Here is a 17122-nt window from a genome sequence, read left to right as displayed (position 1 = left end):
CGATGAAACTAAAAGTTTCGTTTCGAAATGTTTCAAAGCAGTATCATTTGTATCAAAAACAATCGGACAAGATTAAAGGATTGTTTTTTCCGGCTAAGGATAATGGTTTTTTTGCTGTGCGGAATGTCTCCTTTGACGTGTATGAGGGAGAGACAATCGGTTTTGTAGGGATAAACGGGTCAGGAAAATCGACCATGTCTAACCTGCTGGCTAAAATTATTCCGCCGACCAGCGGTGAAATTGAAATGAACGGCCAGCCGTCGCTGATTGCGATTGCGGCTGGTTTAAATAATCAATTGACGGGCCGGGACAATGTCCGGCTCAAATGTTTGATGATGGGGTTAACCAATAAAGAAATTGATGATATGTATGACAGCATCGTGGAATTTGCCGAGATTGGCGATTTTATTAATCAGCCGGTTAAAAACTATTCCAGCGGTATGAAATCACGTCTCGGTTTCGCGATTTCAGTGCATATGGATCCTGATATTTTAATTATTGACGAAGCGCTCTCCGTAGGGGACCAAACGTTTTATCAGAAGTGTTTAGACAGAATGAATGAGTTTAAAAAGCAAGGAAAAACCATTTTCTTTGTCAGTCACTCCATCGGCCAGATTGAAAAGATGTGTGATCGCGTCGCTTGGATGCACTACGGCGAGCTTCGCATGTTTGGTGAAACAAAAACGATTGTCAAAGAGTACAAAGCGTTTATTGATTGGTTTAATAAGCTGTCGAAAAAAGAAAAAGAAACATATAAAAAAGAGCAAACCGAAGAACGGAAGAAAGAAGATCCTGAAGCGTTTGCCCATTCTCGCAAAAAGAAAAAAAAGCCGAAATCACTGGCTAATGCCATTCAAATTGCTATTTTGTCTATCCTGACGGTTTTTACCGCAGGAACAATGTTCTCTAACACCCCGCTTCGTACCATTGTTTCGTTTGGCGCTATTCCGCAAAACGAAGTGAAGAACCATGATGGCGATGCAAAGGACAAGACAGAGGAACGCTTAACTGCAGTCAATAAGCAGGGGTTTATTGTAGATGAAAAAGTGTCTGTTTATAAGGATCAAGCTTTAAAACAGAAGACTGACATTACTCTTCCATTCGGTACCGAGGTGATGGTAGCTTCAAAAGGCAAAAAAACAGCAAAAATAAAGTTTAACAAGCATTCTTATTTTGTAAAACAGAGCGCTATTGCAATAAATATGAAACATGCTGAATTGCATGCTGCGGCCTTTACGCCTTATGTTCCGCAAACGGGAACTTCTACCTATGAATACTTCCTGGACTTCCTGGGAGACAGCAGAACCAGCATTCAATCGAAATTGAAAGGCTATACTGAAGGTAATATGGCTGACGGCAGAAGGACGCTGGATTATGATAATAAAAAAATCAGCTATGTGCTGGAGAATGATAAAGCATCAGAGCTTGTCTTTTATAACATTTCTCCCATTACTCCGACGTCATTGTCTTTAAGAGACAGTGATGTACTGTATGACAGCAGCAAGAATCGTTTTCTTGTGAATACAGCTGATCGGGTCTTTGCAGTTGATAACGAAGAGCATACGCTGACCTTGATATCGAAATAAGAAAAGGCTATTGGATGAATGTCCAATAGCCTTTTTGTTTAGATTTCTTCTTTGTTTAGTAGACCTTCCATTTATGGAAGGAGGTGCTCGTGAAGCTCTTTATCCTGCATCGCAAACTCAAGAGTTGTGGTGATAAAGCCAAGCTTTTCACCAACATCATAACGCTTTGCCTTTAGGCGGCTTCTCAACGAAGTTTTTTACCTGATCACGGCGGCGTTCGCTTGTCAGCGTGTCAGTATTGGCGTAGTGGCGTGTTTCTTCTTCTGGCACTTGCTGAACACCGATAATAGAAGAAAGGTTCTTTCATAATTGGCGCAATTCTGGTGTTTCTGTCTGAACAATATCGTCTCTAAACAACCGCAAACGGCTCATCGCCGATAAAGTTGCGCGCGAACCATACAGCGTGCCCGAGTCCCTTAGGCTCTTTTTGGCGGATATAGTTAATATTATCCAGGCTAGCAAGCTTTTTTCATTTTTCAGTTTGCCCTTTTTCTAATTTGATTAATGAGTTTCGCTTGTATCGTATTAATTCTACTATAAAAAACATGTGTCATCGTATAGTTGGATTAGAGCCTCTTAGTAACCTGAAAAGATTTTACTTTATCTTACCACAAAATTTTCAGGAACACATTTTTAACTTTAATATCACAATTCCTTCACGTTTTGACGATGAATTAATATGAGGAAGGCGTACAAAATAAATAACACAGCAGAAAGAAAATCGTTACACTTAAAAACGCAATAAAAGAATCGAATTTTCCGAAATAGAAAACTTGTTATAATAGGTATAGCTAAGATATTAGACCTGAAAAAAAATATATATATCAATACAACGGTGATACCAAAAAATACTGAGGATTGACATTTTGAAAGAGCCTTAACTTTTATAGGAACTTATGCTATTATTGTTTATTATTAATGATGCGTAAAAAATATGTCGAAATGATAAACAATCTGTTAGTTGAAAACGGTTAGAAGGTGATGTTATCTAATGAAGAAAGTGATACGTATGGAACATTGATTTATTTCACTACGGATATATGAAGCTGCCGGAGAGAGCAAAAAATCGGGGTGATTACTTTATCGTAAGATCTACAAAGGAATATTGTGAGATCATTTACCTTCCGAGAACAGAAGGCATTTCAACTACCCAAGTCAAAAAAGACATGGCTAGTTTAATGAAGCTCTAACTAAAAGAGGCTTGAAGTAAATTCAGTTGCTTCTTTTTTTCTTGTTTGCGCAAATATTAATCTTCACTCTTTAAGGAGTTCATGATGGAATTTTTTTATGATAACCAAATGCAGAAGTTTATAAGTTAGGGCTTATTCAGTTCTGATTAAGATTTTTGCTCTTCTTCCGAGAAACAATAAATTGATTTTATTTGAAAGCTATTCTGGAAAACAGTTTCACTGCAACCCTCGAGCAATTTACGAATATATGTATGAAAATAAAGACCAATATGGTCACAAACTGATATGGAGCATTGATAAACGATATCTGTCGGCATTAGACGGCGTTGATGCATATTTGAAAAGTTTTTCTCTTAAATGATTTGGTACTTGCCTACAGCTAAGTATTGAATTACAAACAGCTGACTGCCTCTTATGGATTACACAAGTATTTGCAAACGTGGCACGGCACTCCGCTAAAAAAACTAGCTAATGATATGGATGAAGTGCACATACCCGGAACCACAACTGAAAAGTATAAACAGAATGTTCTGCAGCAAGCCAGCAATGGGATTATTGAATTTCTCTAATGCATACTCGATTGAAATTTTCAAACGTGCTGTGCTCTTCAATATTCAAAAGGGAAATTTCTAAAGCTGGTTATACAATAAATGACATTCAATTTTCGTCAGATTAGAGAAAATAAAAAAATTTTATATGTGCACCAACTTGGAGGGATAATGAATTTAAGAAAGCTGGCCAGTATAAATTTAAACTCCAATGATTTAGGGGAAATGAAGAGGGAATCTTGGAGACTCTGTGGTTATTCTTCTTAGAATACATGATCTGATATATTAATTAAAAAACCCATTGTGTTTTTTGCATTTGATCTTTCGGCTTATCGGATTCCCTTAAATATTTTCTACTTTAATTTTCAACAGAAAACATCAGAAAACTTAGTTCAAACAAGGCAGAACTTATAAAAACAGTAAAAAAGTTGTTACACATAATCTATATAGATCTAACTATGAGCTTTTTATAATTTAGAAGATGTCAAGGCTTCTAAAAGAGTAATTGAAACAATCCTTTAACTTCTAAATAAAGAGGTGCTACATGTTTTCTATCATAATGCCAATATATAATTCTGAGAATTATTTAAGGGACTCAATAGAGAGTGTCATTAACCAGTCAATTGGATTTAAGGAGAATATAGAACTGATATTAATAGATGATGGCAGCGTTGACAGCAGTCCTCAAATTTGTGAATTCTTTAAAGATCTATATCCTAATAATATTAAAATCTTGAGAATTGAAAATTCCGGACCTTCTGCTGCAAGAAATTGTGGGTTATCAAATGTAAGTGAAAAATCCAAATTCATTGGTTTTCTTGATTCTGACGATACATTCTCTCAAAATGCGCTGCAAAGTGTTTATAATTTTTTTTGTGATTCCGAAGATGTAAACATTGCGGTATTACCTGTTTATTACACAGGTAAAAAAGAAGGCGGACATAAATTAAATAATAGATTTGAAAAAGGAACAAGAGTTATAAATATCCTCAACGATTATAAGGCTATTCATTTTTATATTGGCGGCACTTTTTATAGAAAACATATACTAAATAGTACCGCCCTGTTTGATGAAACTATAAAGTTTTGGGAAGACGCTATCTTTTTTAACCAGTTATTGCTGAAAGAAAAAAGATACGGAGCAGTTGCAGAAGGAAAGTATTATTATAGAAAACGAAAGGAAAAGAACTCATTAGTTGATCGTTCATGGTTTAACAAAAAAAGGTACACATATTTGTTGAATACATGTTATATGACTTTGTTGAGGGATTCAATTAAACAATATGATATAGTTCTGCCTTATTTGCAATTTTTAATTGTATATCATATGAAACTGTTTTTATATCAGAACTATAGAGATATTTATAAGTCTGTTTTAGATCAACAAGAACAAAAAAAATTTGTTGATGATTTTATTAAAATTTTAAGATATATTAAACCACAAATTATAAAAGAACAAAATATGCCCATGTATTATAAAGAATTTATGTATCACTTATTAGAAGCAAATACAGAAGCTCTTGAAAACATAAAAAAAGAAAGAGTACTACAAAGTTCATGTACTATTACCTCGACAAAAATAAAAGGATTTAAGCTTGAATTAACAGGGCACTTTATTAACCAGTATTATGAGATGCAAGAAAACGATGAAATTTATATAAGATATTTTAATAGATTAAAAAAATGCAAACGAGAAGAACTGAAAAAAACGATTGAAGTATGGGGATATAAATTAAGAGATTTTAGATATGCTGGCTTTGTTGTTGAAATACCGATTTGGGCTTTTGCATTTGACTTTGTCCTTAAAACACCAAATGATGTTTTAGAACTTAACCATGTAAACATTTTTAAAAGTTTGCTTACAAAGGTTTTTAAAAAAAGGTAGATTTAAACCTGTTTTTTAAGAGTGGCACTCCCTTTGGTTTTTCTTTTTTTACTGGATTCTTATTCATATAAACATTTTGTTTAGGAGTGATCTTTTATGAATGAAAAGAGTTTTAACTATGATTTCAGTGTTATAATGCCGATTTATAATGTTGAGTTATATCTAACTGATGCTATAGAAAGTATCATTAACCAGACTATAGGTTTTGAGAATATTCAGTTAATACTTGTGAATGATGATAGCCCCGATAAAAGTGAAATCATCTGTAAAGAATATGCACAAAAATATCCCAATAACATTGTATATGTACAAAAACAGAATGGCGGAGTGAGCAGTGCTCGAAATTATGGCTTAAGATATGCTGAAGGTAGATACATTCAATTTTTGGATCCGGATGATTTTGTTTCAGAAGGAACCTTCGAAAATGTTTTAAACTTCTTTGACCAGCATAAGAATGAAATTGATATTGTAGCAATTCCTATTTTTTTTGCAGAAGGAAGAACAGGAGAACACAATCTAAATAATAAGTTTTCTTCTACAAGAATATTGGATGTAGAAAAAGAACCGCATTATATATTAACTCATTGCTGTTCTACATTTATAAAAAAAGATGCCTTGAAAAATATCAGGTTTGATGAAAATTGTAAAATAGGAGAAGATGCCAAACTAGTTAATTTAATCATATCGCAAAAGAAAAAGTATGGTCTAGTTAAAGAGGCAAAATACCATTATAGAGTTAGAGAAGATGGATCATCTGCCATGCAGACTGCTAAAGCAAATAAGAATTGGTTTAACCATTCACTTATCACTTTCTCTAAGAATTTAATCGATATCACAAAAAACCATGAACAGAAAATACCTTTGTTTCTTCAATATATGATTATGCATGATTTGAAATGGAAATTATTGGTTAAAGACATTAGTGAAACACCTTTAGACGAAAATGAATACCGCGAATTTTTAACATTGATTCGAGAAGTATTATCGTATATCGACGACGATGTCATCATTAAAACAAAAAGTATCAGCCATTTCTATTTATATCATGCTTTAAAATTAAAACACGGTGAAAATTATAGTAGGTATGTATATAAAAGTGAAACCGAATATGATTATTATTTATACAGAGAAGATAAAATTGTTTCGAAATTATCGGATCAAACTCTAACTATTGAGATTTTAGAAGAAAATGAGAATTTTATTCACGTAGAAGGTTTTTGGAGCTCTTTGTTTGATTCCGAAGGTTTTAATTTTTATGCTAAAATTGGCGAAACAAAAATAAAAGCAAAGCATATAAAAAGACCGCATAATGACTATATAAGTTTAGGAGAAGTAATAAAAAAATATCCTGGTTTTTCTATAGATATTCCCAAAAGCTATCTAGCAGACAATCAACATATTGAATTTTATATAGCTAAGGGTGAAAAAATGAAGATAACAAAACTTCGCTTTTTCAAGTATTCAGGTTTGTCAAGCAATCTATATAATTCTTATACAGCTAAAAAAGATTATATTTTTTATTATAATTACAAAAAATTAATGTATGAAAAAAACAATATTAAAAATAGATTTATAAAAGAGTTTCGTTTCTTAAAATCTCTTCATAAATCAGGGGGGAAATCAAAGAAACGAAAATCAGCTATTAAGAAGGCATTGGTGGCAAGAATGGCATACCATGTTTTCACGATTTTTAATAGAAAACCAGTATGGTTATTCATAGACAGACAAGACAAAGCTGATGATAATGCCGAGCACCTCTTTAAATACGCAACCAACAAGAATGATGGGGTAAAAAAATACTTTATAATAAAAAAAGATAGCAAGGATTATGTCAGAATTAAAAAATACGGAAAGGTTATACCATACAGATCTTTTAGACATAAAATTTTAACCTTATCCTCCTCCAAGGTAATATCTACACATGCGGATAATTGGGTTGTAAATCCATTTTTCAATATGGAGATTTATTTTAGAGATTTATTTAATTTTGAGTTTGTCTTTTTACAACATGGAATAACAATGGCAGATCATTCTAAATGGTTAAACAAATACAGCAAGAATATCAAATTATTAGTAACTTCAGCGAAACCTGAATATCAGTCTATTGTGAAAGGGAATTACAATTATAATAAAGAAAATATCTTGTTGGGTGGATTTCCAAGATATGATAATCTTAAGAAGAGTAAAGGGGAAAAGCAGCTTCTAATCATGCCTACATGGAGAAAAGATATTGTATTACCTAAAGATCAGGCAAAAGGAGTAAGACCGTACAATCCGAAATTTAAAGAAAGTGAATACTTTGCTAGGTATAATGCTTTGATTAATGATGAACGGCTAATTCAATTTGCTAAGGATAATAATTATAAGATAACCTTTTTCCCGCATCCGGACATTCAACAACAGATCGTAGATTTTGAAAAACATGAGTATGTAAAGTTTGCAGATTATAATAGCAGCTATCAAATGTTATTTAATTCTTCTAATATAATGATTACTGATTTTTCATCTGTTGCATTTGATTTTGCATACGAGAAAAAGCCTGTGATCTATTATCAATACGAAAAGTCATACCATTTTAAACTTGATTACTATGATTATAAGAAAATGGGATTTGGCGATGTAATAGAAGATCATAACAGCTTAATTGATAAAGTTATCTATTATATGAAAAATAATGGTCGTATGGAAGATAAGTATAGAACAAGAGTGGATAACTTCTTTGCATATACTGATAAAAATAATAGGGATCGGATTTATAATGCAATTTTGCAATTAGACAATAGCAAAATTGCTAAATGAGCTTAAATTTGATCTTTAATGACACTTTAAAATTATGGGAGAAGTTCTGCGGAACTTCTCCTTACTTTTTTAAAAGGGAAAAAGACTCAACATCTCTTACAATATTCACCGGTGCTTTCAAATTTCTTTTACCGAAAGATCCAAAAAGTTATCTTTGGGATATTATGGCGGTTTTTAAAATACTGGCGTACTGTTTGTTTGTATTTGGTATGGGAATCTGCGACAGTAAGTAAGTCATAATAGGTATCGGAGAAGTGCCTTTTATTGTTTGGATGATGGCTGGTTTGATTCCGTGGCTTTTTATTAGACCGACTATTCTTGATGGATCAAACAGTGTGTTTAAGTTGATCAATGTAGTTGCCCAACCAGTTCAATGCCTTCTGTCGCGGCTACTTCAAATTTATTTAGTTAATTTTGTAATGATGAGTGTTTATGTCGCTTTTTTAGCAAGCGGTGTTTACCCTTGGATACAATATATTTCCTATTTAATTTGTATGATTGTATTTATGTTTTCATTCACTTCGTTTGGCGCTTTTCCGCAAAATGAAGTGTAGAACCATCATGGCGATGCAAAGGACAAGACAGAGGAACGCTTCTTCGCAGACAACAAGCAAGAGTTTATTGCATTTGAAAACGCATCTGTTTGAAAGGATCAAGATTCAAAGCGGAAGCTGACGGCAGCAGGACGCTGGATTTAGATAATGAAAAAATGCAGCTATGTACTGGAGAATGATAAAGCATCAGAGCTTGTTTTTTATAACATTTCTCTCGTTACTCCAGCCTCATTGTCTTTAAGCGACAGGCCGACCTTAATATCGAAATAAGAAAAGGCTATTGGATGAATGTCCAATAGCCTTTTTGTTTAGATTTCTTCTTTGTTTAGTAGACCTTCCATAAATGGAACAAGTTGCTCGCGAAGCTCTTTATCCTGCATCGCAAACTCAAGAGTTGTGGTGATAAAACCAAGCTTTTCACCAACATCATAACGCTTGCCTTCAAAGTCGTACGCAAACACTCTTTGAATTTCATTCAACTTTTGAATGGCGTCTGTCAGCTGGATTTCTCCGCCGGCTCCAACCCGCTGATCCTCTAAGTACATGAAGATCTCAGGCGTGAATACGTAACGGCCTAAGATGGCAAGATTAGATGGAGCTGTGCCTTTAGGCGGCTTCTCAACGAAGTTTTTTACCTGATAACGGCGGCCTTCGCTTGTCAGAGGATCGATAATGCCGTAGCGGTGTGTTTCTTCTTCTGGCACTTGCTGAACACCAATAATAGAAGAAAGCGTTCTTTCGTATTCATCCATTAACTGGCGCAATCCGGGTTTTTCAGCTTGAACAATATCGTCTCCAAGCAGAACCGCAAACGGCTCATCACCGATAAAGTTGCGAGCGCACCATACAGCGTGCCCGAGTCCCTTAGGCTCTTTTTGGCGGATATAGTGGATATCAGCCAGATTCGTAGCTTTTTTCACTTTTTCAAGGAGTTCTACTTTACCTTTTTCTTCTAGATTTCTTTCAAGCTCAGGAGAGTAATCAAAATGATCCTCAATCGCACGCTTGCTTTTACCTGTGACGATAATAATATCTTCAATACCTGCTTCAACAGCTTCTTCAATTATGTATTGAATAGTTGGTTTATCAACGATAGGGAGCATTTCTTTCGGCATTGCTTTTGTAGCCGGCAAGAATCTCGTTCCGAGACCCGCGGCAGGGATTATGGCTTTACGTACTTTTTTCATGTTCAGTACACCTTCCTTATACAATGTCTACGATCAAATTCAATGAATCGCAAGTATTTTAATGTCTTTATTGAACATACCCATTTTTCATATTGTTAACACTTTTTATCATATAAGAAAAACGAACTTTAAACAAGTAATATAGGGTAGTACTAAAACTTGAAATCAATAGAGAGGATTGCTATGGTAATGGATGCGAATGATAAACGTCAACATGCTTGAAACGATAAAAAGATAGTGTAAATAAAGATTCTATATAATAGTATTGATTCACCTGACCTGTTAGAGAAGGGCGCGCTGTTGCAGCTCTTCAGTCAGAGAAAAGTTTGGCTGTAAATAGGTCGATTACCTTCTGCAAAACAGCGTAAAGCCGGCAAAATGGTTGTTTTTTTGACCTAGAAACAAAAAGAGGACATTGTTTCAGCTGGACAAATTATTTTAACCTCCGTACGTACATAATAAGCTTGAATCGCTTTCCGAAGGTGGCACAAGAAGAGTATTCTTCCTTTATGCAGTTTTTGTCGATTTTTATGCTGTTTGGACAGGTGTATAAACAGGGAGAGGATGTCTCCTTATTTAATCTTCCCATTCTAGTGTGAAGAAGCTCAAAGATATTTTATCATGATTGGAACGGTGTGTTTTATTTCGAAGGATCCTGAAAGGTTTTGGTCGAGTATTTTATGCTGTTAGAACAAAGGGCATGTTCCGCCGTTTTAATAGCACCCTGAATCGAAAAAAAAGCTTCTCTTTAATAGGAATAAAAGTAAGTAAACTTATTAAAGAGAAGGATTCAATATTCTATTTAACAAACAATTACTTTAAGAAAAAGGTGACAATAGTGAAAAAATTAAAAGTCATGACCATCTTCGGCACGCGCCCTGAAGCCATTAAGATGGCGCCGCTTGTGCTTGAATTAAGAAAACACCCCGAAATTGAGTCTTATGTGACGGTTACAGCACAGCACAGGCAAATGCTTGACCAGGTGCTTGAAGCTTTTAATATAAAGCCTGATTTTGATTTGAATATCATGAAAGAAAGGCAAACGCTGGCTGAAATTACGTCTAATGCACTTGTGAAACTGGACGAGCTGTTTCAGTCTATCAAACCGGACATTGTGCTTGTTCACGGTGATACGACAACGACATTTGCGGGAAGTCTTGCCGCTTATTATCACCAGATTTCCGTCGGCCATGTAGAGGCGGGACTCAGGACCGGAAACAAATACTCGCCGTTTCCCGAAGAGCTGAACAGGCAGCTGACGGGATCGATTGCCGATCTTCATTTTGCGCCGACAGAGCAGGCCGAAAAGAATCTGCTCCGTGAAAATAAAGACCAGGAGACGATTTACGTCACTGGAAATACGGCAATCGATGCGCTTCACACAACAGTGAGGGACGGCTATTCACATCCCATTCTTGAAAAAATAGGAAATGACAAGATGATTTTGCTTACCGCCCACCGCCGTGAAAATTTAGGTGAGCCGATGGAAAATATGTTTAAAGCAATCAGGCGGATCGTCGAAGAATTTGACGACGTACAGGTTGTTTATCCCGTTCATCTCAATCCCGCTGTTCGTGAAGCGGCTGCAAAGCATTTCGGTGATCTGAAGAAGGTCCATCTAATAGAGCCGCTTGAAGTCATTGATTTTCACAACTTTGCGGCTGAAGCTCATTTCATCCTCACTGACTCGGGCGGGGTGCAGGAAGAAGCGCCGTCGCTCGGAAAGCCGGTCCTCGTGCTTCGAGATACGACGGAACGGCCCGAAGGCGTTCAGGCCGGGACACTTAAGCTGGCAGGCACGGATCAAGATAAGATCTATCAGCTGACTAAACAGCTGTTGACCGATCAAGATGAATATCGCAAAATGTCACGGGCTTCAAACCCATACGGGGACGGACAGGCTTCGCGGCGAATTGCAGAGGCGCTGCTTTATCGGTACGGATATCGAAGTGCGCGGCCTGACGTGTTTAAAGACTAATAAAAAAGCTTCCTTTTCAGGAAGCTTTTTTATTTATTAAGGCTTTCTTTCAGTTCGGCTGTAATGTCGGAAAGGGAACTTTCGTCAGCTTTGTAATAATAGATTCCGTTGATTTTTGTGCCGTCGCCTTTCAGCTCATGCTGGATGACTTTTGAGCGGGCTTCTTTATAGCCGGATTGAATATCCCACATATCGTCAAACGTGAGATTCGTTTTAACGTTGTTTTCGATCACTTTGAACATATCTCCGAATTTCGTGATAGACGATATATTGGCGCCTTTATTAATGATTCCTTCGATGACTTGACGCTGCCTGTTCTGGCGTCCGAAGTCGCCGTTCGGGTCTTCTTTCCTCATTCTCGTATAAGCGAGCGCTTCTTTTCCGTTCAGCGTAATCTCGCCTTTGCCAAATGAATATCCGTCATAGTTGAAAGCAAACGTACTGTTCACGGTAATGCCGCCAAGCGTATCTACGACATCCCTGAAGCTTTCCATATTGACTTTGATAAAGTAGTCGACAGGAACATCGAGGAAGTTCTCAACCGTGTCTACCGTCATCTGAACACCGCCGAATGCGTATGAATGGTTGATTTTATCCAACTTGCCTTTGCCGATAATTTCAGTATACGTATCCCGCGGGATGCTGACCATTTCAGTCGTTTTCGTTTTCGGGTTCACCGTCATATAGATGAGGGAGTCTGCGCGCCCCTTATCACCGTCCCGTTCATCGACACCCATGAGAAGCACGGAAAACGGGTCATGGTTATCAATGTCAACAGCTGAATCGCGTTTTTTTGATTTGTTAATATTTTCATGAATGCTCGCTACTGTAGATGCCGCTTTATGCCATAAGTAATAGGCGTAACTGCCTGTACTGAGAACAAAAATACCAATCAAAGCGATAATTGTATAAAAAATTTTTTTCTTTTTCTTCCTCTTTTCAGCTCTCATATAGCCCTCACCTTTTAATGTTCTACTTTGATTATAAGTTTCTTAAAATTCAAAAACAACAAAAAGTTATATGTGTCCTTTTGGATAGACGAAATCCTTAGAAAAATGTTTCAAAAAAACCAATCAATCTGCAAAATTTTTCGCTATAATTAAAGAATCTGTTGGAATTTGTCGATAAAAAGGGAGAGGTGAAGAAGATGAAAAAACTCATAGTTCTAACATTATCAATGCTGCTTTTGTTGTCAGCCTGTGGCACTTCGGGCCAATCGGAGGACAAGTCAAGCACAAACAATAAAAATGCGGCATCTGAAGAAACCGTCACTAAAGAAGGCTCATTCGTGGGGTTGGCTGACAGCCACACAATTGCGGTGAACATCGATGGCAAAGAAACAACGCTTCAAGTCGATGAAGATCTTCAGGATAAAGTCAATTCCATTGAAGAAGGCAAAAAAGTAGAAGTCCAATATAAAAAAGGCGGAAATGGCGTTTTGGAGCTGAAAAGCATCGAAACAAAATAAAGAGCTGAATCAAGGGGGTTTATAACGTTTTGAAAAAAATGAAGCTTCTGCTTCTGTCGTCAGTAACTGCTGCAGCTCTGATGTTTACACAATCTGCCCAGGCTGCCGACAAAACAATCTCGGTAAAATTAAGCAATTATTTGGGCAATAAATCAAGCGTTGATTTCGGCATTACCGGCGCATACGAAATTCCGGGCTCGGGAATTTCCGCGACAGAGCGGTACGGCGGGGCGACCCGCTTCGATGTGGCAAACAATGTTGCATCAGCCGGATGGACGAACCCGAGCACTGTCGTGATTGTCAATCGGGACGCTTTTGCGGATGCGCTTTCTGCATCTCCGCTTGCAAAGAAGTACGATGCGCCGATTCTATTAACTGATGCGGGCGCGCTGACGGCGAAAACCGAAACTCAAATTGCCAAGATGAAGCCTGATAACATCTTAATTATCGGGGGAACGGCGAGCGTTTCCAAAAATGTTGAAAACACGCTGAAAAAGTATGGGGCCATTGACCGCATCGGCGGCGCCAACCGCTATGATGTGTCCAAAAACATCGCGAGCCGGATGGGGTCCTACAGCCAGGCGATTGTTGCCACAGGTCTAGTCTTCTCCGACGCTCTGTCGATCGCGCCTTATGCGGCAATGAACGGTTATCCGATACTGCTTTCAGGGAATAATACGATCCGAAGCGATTACAATATTCCGAGCAAGGTTACGATCGTCGGCGGTCCGTTGAGTGTCAGCACAGGCGTTGAAAACACATTAAAGAAAAAAGCGTCTGTTACCCGCATCGGCGGAGCGAACAGATACGAAGTGTCGGCGAATATTGTCAACACGCTTAACATGAACGCATCAAAGGTTTTCATGTCTAACGGAACGACTTTTGCAGATGCATTGGCCGGTTCCGTTCTTGCAGCCAAACAAAAGCATCCTTTGCTGCTTGTCCAATCGGGCAGCCTGCCGACTCCTGTAGCAGATGTAGTCGCGAAAAAAGGAACCCAGTCTTTTGCTTTGCTTGGGGGGACCACTTCAATCACGGATTCATTGAAAAATAGTCTGGCAGACATGCTTACCGGAGATGGATACTCTGTTAATCTATCAAGCGGAAAGCTTGTACTCTACAAAAATAATAAAGCTGTCAAAACGCTTGGAACGACATTTACGGCATCACCTAAAAAATACTCGACATCAAATTCCATCAGCATCAACGGAAGGCCTTATTTAGGCAATATGAAGTTTACGATTGAATCAAGCAAATATGTTCGGCCGATAAACGAAAACATTCCGTTCGAAGATTATTTGAAAGGTGTTGTGCCGCACGAAATGCCGGCAAGCTGGCAGACGGAAGCATTAAAAGCCCAAGCGGTGGCAGCGAGAACATATTCGGTCGGTTCCGCAGGAAAAGTAGTGGCCGATACGCAAGCGTTTCAGGTTTACGGGGGATACGACTGGAATTCGAAGACATCCAGCGTTGTAAATACAACAAAAGGACAAGTTTTAAAATATAACGGCAACTTGATTTCGGCTGTTTACTCATCGAGCAACGGGGGATATACGGAAGCAAGCGCAGAGGTATGGGGCGGCAATGTTCCATATTTAATCGCCAAAGCGGATACATACGACCCGAAAAACAGCTGGTCGATATCCTTGAATAAAACGCAGATCAATACCAGCGGCTTAAACCTAAAGAGCCCTGGCACATGGTGGAATACGACAAATGAAACGAACTCTGCCTATTTGTCTGGGCTGAAAAGCTGGTTTATTACCAATAAATATCCTAGTGCAGAATCCATTAAGATCACGAAAATCTCAAGCCTGACCTTGAGCAGCGCGAAAACTGCCGGTCAGCGGCCGAAAACAGCAGAGGTGAAGTTTTCTTACTTTGTCAAAGAAAAATCAAACGGCTATGTTCTGTCAAACGGAAATCTCTCAGAAAAAACAGCGACGATTTCCGTGACGACGACTCAATTAAGATCGATGCTGGGCGGCATGAATATGAAGAGCACGTATGCTTCGGTATCCAACGTTACGAACGCTTTTGTTCTCAGCGGTAAAGGATTCGGCCATGGCATCGGCATGAGTCAGTACGGAGCAAATGCCAGAGCTGCTGCCGGGCACGATTACAAGAAAATCTTAAGTTTCTATTATCCAAATACGACTCTATCAAGCTATTAATAGAGTTAGAACAGGAGGCAGCAGTGCCTCCTCTGTTCATGTTCAGGGGAAAACATAACATTTACATTTTTGGAGGTTATTTTTTTGAGGGTCTTTCTTAAAGCTGTACCTATGTTGTTGTTAGGGTTCTTTTTGTTTGTACCTAATGTATTTGCAGCCAACTCTGTCACAAGATTAGACGGTGCAAACCGTTATGAGGTTGCGGTGAATGTTTCCAAGCAGGGATGGTCAAGTGCAAGCACAGTCATTGTTGCAAATGGAAAGGCATATGCCGACGTCCTTTCAGCGACTCCATTTGCTTACCGAAACAACGCGCCTGTCCTATTAACGGAAGCGTCCAAATTGCCAACGGCCACTAAAAACCGAATCAGTCAGTTAAAACCTAGCAAAGTGATTGTAATCGGCGGAACCGTCAGCGTTCAAAACGGCGTCGTAAGCGAGATTAAAAAGCTTGGTGTGTCATCTGTCGAACGCATCGGCGGGGCAAATCGCTACGAGGTTGCGGCAAATATTGCGAATAAGCTGCCGAGCAATTCAAAAGCTGTCATCGCCAACGGAACGGCCTATGCTGACAGCCTTGCGATCGGCGCATATGCCGCGAGAAACGGCATCCCGATCCTTTTAACATCGTCCAATTCCATCCCGACAGCGACAAAAAATGCAATGAAGAGCAAAGGAACAACATCGACCATTGTCGTAGGCGGTGAAGTCAGCATCTCCAGCACCGTATATAAACAGCTTGCTTCTCCGACGCGAATCGGCGGCAGCAACCGCTATGAAGTCGCGGCCAATGTCGTCAAGAAATACTATTCTTCTGCGAAGAGTGCAATCATCAGCAATGGCTATGCGTATGCCGACGGATTAACAGGATCTGTTCTGGCGGCTAAGCAAAACCGTCCGATGATGTTCACGAATGCATCATCTTTGCCGACACCGACAAGAGAAGTGATCGGTTCCAAAAACATGACGACGTTTACCGTGCTTGGCGGAACGGTTTCTCTTCAATCCAATGTCGTATCACAGCTGAAGAATCCGATCGTCGGCAAAAAAATCTTCATTGATGCAGGGCACGGTGGTACAGACAGCGGTGCTGTCGGCAACGGTTTATATGAGAAAAGCGTGAACCTTGATGTCGCAAAATTAATTAATACGAAATTATCAAACGGCGGGGCGCTGCCAGTTATGGCGAGAACGAACGACACTTACCTGACGCTCGCACAGCGTGTATCAAAAGCGCAGTCAAATCATGCGGATTTGTTTGTCAGCATCCATGCAAACTCGGCAACACCTGCTGCTTCCGGAACAGAAACCTACTATTATACAACGTATGAATCGGCCAACAGCAAAAGGCTGGCAACCGAGATTCAAAACCGTCTCTATGTTGCATTGAATACGTCAAACCGCGGTGTGAAAATCGGCAACTTCCATGTCATCAGGGAATCAAAAATGCCAAGCTGCCTTGTTGAACTTGCGTTTATCAGCAATGTAAGTGATGCGACAAAACTCAAAAGCTCGACCTACAAAGAAAAAGGCGCTAAAGCGATTTACGACGGAATTGTTGCTTACTATTAAAATATAAAGAAATTCGTTTTTCGGAAAAATTGCCTATGCTGCCTTTGTTTTGTCTTTATAATATAGTATGATATTTTTGGTGAATTTAAAGACAAAACGGAGGCGATGCATTTTTAACATAAAATCAATGAATTTACTAATTTTAATGACTCCTTTACATTGTGTTTACGTTCGTATGCTA

Annotated in this window: 11 protein-coding genes and 3 pseudogenes; 11 read left to right on the top strand and 3 right to left on the bottom strand. The window is 38.3% G+C overall.

Annotated elements, in window-relative coordinates:
* The first annotated feature begins 2 nt into the window (after positions 1-2).
* A complete protein-coding gene (gene tagH, locus M1D59_RS19385; RefSeq protein ID WP_458117613.1) occupies positions 3-1586 on the top strand; it encodes a teichoic acids export ABC transporter ATP-binding subunit TagH in 1584 nt (527 codons plus the stop codon).
* 71 nt (positions 1587-1657) lie between these two features.
* On the opposite strand, the pseudogene M1D59_RS19380 reads toward tagH, so the two are convergent.
* Positions 1658-2055 (bottom strand): annotated as a pseudogene (locus tag M1D59_RS19380) (sugar phosphate nucleotidyltransferase); the annotation flags it as partial.
* A 522-nt stretch (positions 2056-2577) separates the two neighbouring features.
* Between M1D59_RS19380 and M1D59_RS19375 the strand changes: the two are divergent.
* The 6 genes and pseudogenes from M1D59_RS19375 to M1D59_RS19350 form a co-directional block, all read left to right on the top strand.
* A pseudogene (locus M1D59_RS19375) lies at positions 2578-2776 on the top strand (hypothetical protein).
* Positions 2777-2957: 181 nt separating this feature from the next.
* Positions 2958-3137: a CDP-glycerol glycerophosphotransferase family protein gene (locus tag M1D59_RS19370; RefSeq protein WP_245117679.1), complete on the top strand. Its 180-nt coding sequence runs from the start codon at positions 2958-2960 to the stop codon at positions 3135-3137.
* A 25-nt stretch (positions 3138-3162) separates the two neighbouring features.
* Positions 3163-3345: a CDP-glycerol glycerophosphotransferase family protein gene (locus M1D59_RS19365; RefSeq protein ID WP_458117612.1), complete on the top strand. Its 183-nt coding sequence runs from the start codon at positions 3163-3165 to the stop codon at positions 3343-3345.
* A 523-nt stretch (positions 3346-3868) separates the two neighbouring features.
* Positions 3869-5209 carry a glycosyltransferase family 2 protein gene (locus tag M1D59_RS19360; protein WP_458117611.1) on the top strand — a complete coding sequence of 447 codons (1341 nt, stop codon included), beginning with the start codon at positions 3869-3871 and terminating at the stop codon, positions 5207-5209.
* A 96-nt stretch (positions 5210-5305) separates the two neighbouring features.
* Positions 5306-8008, top strand: a complete 2703-nt coding sequence (locus tag M1D59_RS19355; RefSeq protein ID WP_458117610.1) for a bifunctional glycosyltransferase/CDP-glycerol:glycerophosphate glycerophosphotransferase — start codon at positions 5306-5308, stop codon at positions 8006-8008.
* 670 nt (positions 8009-8678) lie between these two features.
* A pseudogene (locus M1D59_RS19350) lies at positions 8679-8820 on the top strand (hypothetical protein); the annotation flags it as partial.
* Between the two features lie 50 nt (positions 8821-8870).
* Here the strand turns inward: M1D59_RS19350 and galU are convergent.
* Positions 8871-9749 carry a UTP--glucose-1-phosphate uridylyltransferase GalU gene (gene galU, locus M1D59_RS19345; protein ID WP_026580188.1) on the bottom strand — a complete coding sequence of 293 codons (879 nt, stop codon included), beginning with the start codon at positions 9747-9749 and terminating at the stop codon, positions 8871-8873.
* 838 nt (positions 9750-10587) lie between these two features.
* On the opposite strand from galU, the gene wecB reads away from it, so the two are divergent.
* Positions 10588-11727 carry a non-hydrolyzing UDP-N-acetylglucosamine 2-epimerase gene (gene wecB, locus M1D59_RS19340; RefSeq protein ID WP_026580187.1) on the top strand — a complete coding sequence of 380 codons (1140 nt, stop codon included), beginning with the start codon at positions 10588-10590 and terminating at the stop codon, positions 11725-11727.
* Between the two features lie 29 nt (positions 11728-11756).
* Here wecB and tagU read toward each other — a convergent pair whose 3' ends face one another.
* The gene (gene tagU / locus M1D59_RS19335; RefSeq protein WP_026580186.1) at positions 11757-12677 is read right to left on the bottom strand and encodes a polyisoprenyl-teichoic acid--peptidoglycan teichoic acid transferase TagU; all 921 of its coding nucleotides are present in this window, start codon (positions 12675-12677) and stop codon (positions 11757-11759) included.
* A 197-nt stretch (positions 12678-12874) separates the two neighbouring features.
* On the opposite strand from tagU, the gene M1D59_RS19330 reads away from it, so the two are divergent.
* The 3 genes from M1D59_RS19330 (at position 12875) to M1D59_RS19320 (ending at position 16941) form a co-directional block, all read left to right on the top strand.
* Positions 12875-13195, top strand: a complete 321-nt coding sequence (locus tag M1D59_RS19330; RefSeq protein ID WP_026580185.1) for a hypothetical protein — start codon at positions 12875-12877, stop codon at positions 13193-13195.
* 29 nt (positions 13196-13224) lie between these two features.
* A complete protein-coding gene (locus tag M1D59_RS19325; RefSeq protein ID WP_075212716.1) occupies positions 13225-15369 on the top strand; it encodes a SpoIID/LytB domain-containing protein in 2145 nt (714 codons plus the stop codon).
* 84 nt (positions 15370-15453) lie between these two features.
* Positions 15454-16941 carry an N-acetylmuramoyl-L-alanine amidase gene (locus M1D59_RS19320; RefSeq protein ID WP_026580183.1) on the top strand — a complete coding sequence of 496 codons (1488 nt, stop codon included), beginning with the start codon at positions 15454-15456 and terminating at the stop codon, positions 16939-16941.
* Positions 16942-17122 lie beyond the last annotated feature (181 nt).

Source organism: Bacillus sp. PK6-026, from assembly GCF_054161455.1.
This window is presented reverse-complemented; position numbering and strand designations above follow the sequence as displayed.

What these genes read in the sequence shown, in the direction of transcription:
- tagH (WP_458117613.1), top strand. Translation starts at nt 3, where the DNA reads ATGAAACTAAAAGTTTCGTTTCGAAATGTTTCAAAGCAGTATCATTTG.
- M1D59_RS19360 (WP_458117611.1), top strand. Translation starts at nt 3,869, where the DNA reads ATGTTTTCTATCATAATGCCAATATATAATTCTGAGAATTATTTAAGG.
- M1D59_RS19355 (WP_458117610.1), top strand. Translation starts at nt 5,306, where the DNA reads ATGAATGAAAAGAGTTTTAACTATGATTTCAGTGTTATAATGCCGATT.
- galU (WP_026580188.1), bottom strand. Translation starts at nt 9,749, where the DNA reads ATGAAAAAAGTACGTAAAGCCATAATCCCTGCCGCGGGTCTCGGAACG.
- tagU (WP_026580186.1), bottom strand. Translation starts at nt 12,677, where the DNA reads ATGAGAGCTGAAAAGAGGAAGAAAAAGAAAAAAATTTTTTATACAATT.
- M1D59_RS19330 (WP_026580185.1), top strand. Translation starts at nt 12,875, where the DNA reads ATGAAAAAACTCATAGTTCTAACATTATCAATGCTGCTTTTGTTGTCA.